Here is a 3,324-nt window from a genome sequence, read left to right as displayed (position 1 = left end):
CGAACAGAGAAGTCAAGCCCGCCAGAGCCGATGGTACTGCGGTAAAACGTGGGAGAGTAGGTCGGTGCCACCCTTTATCACTTTCAATAGTGTAATAATTGCAAAAGCCTTAGCTAATAACTAGGGCTTTTTTGCGTTGGTAGCCTTTGAAGAATCCTTGTCTGTCCCGTCACTCTATTATTCATATAGTAGTCTGGCCGCAAACGCCACCCGGTAAAAAGCCACTGTTCCATTTTTAAATGGTGCACACTTGTTAAATTTCATGTAATGATATTATTGATAGTCAGATATTTATAAAATTGCAAAACCTTCTTACAGTCGGAATGAACAACTGTTATCGATAATCAGTAACTTACAAAATCACGTCTCCATTAGTAGAATACCCTGTTTTAAACATTTTAACACTGACCATATAGTATCACCATTTTGCTTAAAAATGCGTGGTAAATTGTATCACTTTTAAGATATATTCAATATCCGGGGTTTATAGTAGCTAACTAATAATTCGACATAAAAAAATTCCTCCAATTAAAAAAAAGTACGCTATATTCACGGTGTCAAATTAAGTGTTAATCTCACACTCAGTATAAACCAAATCAGTGGTAGTCATGATGTTTAAACAGGTATCTCATAAAGGCGCAAAAGTTAGGCAATCGATTGCGTGGTTCATTTTTCTTTTGGCTGGCTTGTCCGCCATGCCGGCTATGGCAGTTATTAAATCTTTCAAAAAGGCGGCTGATGGCGTTACTTTTACGCTCGACAAAGGTTTGATGAAAGTGCTTATCCGCAGGGACGATATCATCGAAATAAAATATACCATCTTTGATTCTTTTGAGACCAAGCCATCATTGGTTGTGAGTAATAAATGGGTTCAGCATTCAGCGTACCAGGTTACTGATGGGAAAACCGAGGTGATTATTACTACGGCAAAGCTGAAAGTAAGGATCAATAAGACCACCAATGCCATCACCTATACCGATTTGAAGGGTAACGTGATCACTGCCGAGGACAGCGACAATAAATCCATTACTCCGGCAACCATTGCGGGGATCAGCACTTATAACGTTACTACACAATTTGCATCGCCGAAGGATGAGGCCTTGTTTGGTTTAGGCTGCCATCCCTTAGATTCTATGTCGATCAATTACAAAGGCCGTAACCAGGACCTGGCTATTAAATATCTTACAGGTGCTATCCCGGTGCTGTTATCAACAAAAGGCTATGGCTTAATGTGGGATAACTATTCGGCCAGTAATTTTTATGGTGCCGAAGCGGACAACACTAAATTTAAATATGTATCCGAAAGCGGTAAACAGGTTGATTATTTCTTTTTTTATGGGCCGGGCTTTGACCATATCATCGATCTTTATCGAACCGCTACCGGTAAAGCGCCAATGTTTGGTAAATGGGCTTATGGCTTGTTTCAATCGCAAGACAGGTACCTGAGCGAAGACGAAATCCTTACCGTAAAGGATAATTACCGCAATAACCATATCCCGGTTGATGTGATTGTGCAGGATTGGTACTACTGGGACCCATTGCCAATAGGCTCACATGTAATGAAACCGGAACGTTACCCGCATCCGCAAAAATTGGTTGATGCTTTACACGCAGCCAATATCCATGCCATGATCTCTATCTGGCCGGTGTTTGGCAAAGGCACTCCTAACTATGACGCGCTGAACAAAATGGGAGGTTTAACTGATATCACCTGGGATAACGTGGTTACCCATACTTTTGATACTTATTACGATGCCCACAACCCTAAAGCCCGTGAGCTTTACTGGGACCAGGCCCGCGACAGCCTCATTAAACGTTACGGCTGGGATGCCTGGTGGATTGATCAATGCGAGCCGGATAATGGGGCGTTGCTTGACGCCCGCCGTCAAAGTAATTTTGCCATTGGCAAAGGCATCGACTATTTTAACACTTATTCATTACAGCATACTAAAGGCGTATACGAAGGCTGGCGCAGGGATATTCCGGGTAAGCGTGCTTTCTTTTTGGTAAGGCAGTCCTTTGCCGGCGAGCAGCGCAACGCGTCTACATTATGGTCGAGCGATATTGAATGTACTTTTCATGATTTTAAAGACCAGGTACCACAAGGTATTAATGCCTGTACCTCTGGCATCCCTTACTGGACGTCAGATATCGGCGGTTATCACTATCACTGGAAACCTGCCGATTGGTCGCAGCCGGATAAGCGCGAGTTATTTACCCGCTGGTTCCAGTTCGGTACGTTTTGCCCTATTTTCCGCATCCACGGTAAAGGTGAGCGCGCTATCTTCAGCAAAAACTGGGATGAAAATACAAGATCGATCCTGCTTAACTTTGATAAACTCCGTTACCGTTTGATGCCATACATTTACTCACTGGCAGGCCGTGTAACTAACGATAACTATACCATTATGCGTTCGCTGGCATTTGATTACCGCGGCGACAGCAAGGTTTACGGCATTCCTGACCAGTATATGTTTGGGCCGGCCTTTATGGTTAACCCGGTAACCGAACAACTATATACTTCAAGTGATGCGGATAAAAAAGCCAAGGCCCGCCAGGTTTACCTGCCTGCCGCCAGCAAATGGTATAACTTCTGGACAGGCGAACTGCTTGACGGCGGCCAAACCATCAGCGCCGCGGCACCTATCGAGATTTTGCCATTATATGTAAAAGCAGGCTCAATTATACCAATGGGCCCGGATGTTGAATATGCTACCGAAAAACCAAACAGCAATATCGAGCTTCGGATTTACCCCGGCGCTAATGCCTCATTTAAGTTTTATGAGGATGAAAACGATAACTACAATTACGAAAAAGGACAGTCAGCTACGTTTACATTAAGCTGGAACGATAAAACACGTAAACTTAGCATATCCGATACTAAAGGTCATTTTCCGGGCCAGCTGAAAAGCCGCACGTTTAATATTGTGATGGTTAAAGGCGCTCATGGCTCGGATGTAGCTTTAACTGCCAAGGCTGACAAGGTTGTTAAATATGCAGGTAAAGCGATGGTAGTGGCGCTATAGATTTGTCATTGGGTCATTAAGTCATTCATCGAGTTAGCCGCACCCAAACCCTCTCTAAAGGAAAGGACTTTAAGAAATGCCGCTTTTTAAGTCTCCCTTTTTTTGGGAGACTTAAAGGGGCTAATGCGTTATCTATCCATGACATAATAAAAGAAGAGGTGTCATGCTGAGTGTTTAAATCCGTGGCCTCTGAAGGTGAAATTACATAGATTTGCTGAACCGTGCAGTGTGGCCGACCGAGTTATAGTGCTTATTGCCTGTTGCTGAGTATGGTTCCGAAGCAAGAGTCTGAAGGTAT

1 protein-coding gene and 1 rRNA gene are annotated in these 3,324 nt (G+C 43.5%); both read left to right on the top strand.

Annotated elements, in window-relative coordinates; all coding sequences use genetic code 11:
* Positions 1-73, top strand: a 5S ribosomal RNA gene (rrf, locus tag ABIC84_RS27450); the annotation flags it as partial.
* Positions 74-608: 535 nt separating this feature from the next.
* Positions 609-3,026: a TIM-barrel domain-containing protein gene (locus ABIC84_RS27445; RefSeq protein ID WP_429265630.1), complete on the top strand. Its 2,418-nt coding sequence runs from the start codon at positions 609-611 to the stop codon at positions 3,024-3,026.
* Positions 3,027-3,324: the final 298 nt, after the last annotated feature.

The organism is Mucilaginibacter sp. 3215, from assembly GCF_050433785.1.
Classification (GTDB): Bacteria; Bacteroidota; Bacteroidia; order Sphingobacteriales; family Sphingobacteriaceae; genus Mucilaginibacter.
The sequence above is the reverse complement of the archived record's forward strand: the minus strand, read 5'-3'. Positions and strand labels throughout refer to the sequence as shown.

Coding starts and splice junctions, on each gene's coding strand:
- ABIC84_RS27445 (WP_429265630.1), top strand. CDS start 609: ATGATGTTTAAACAGGTATCTCATAAAGGCGCAAAAGTTAGGCAATCG.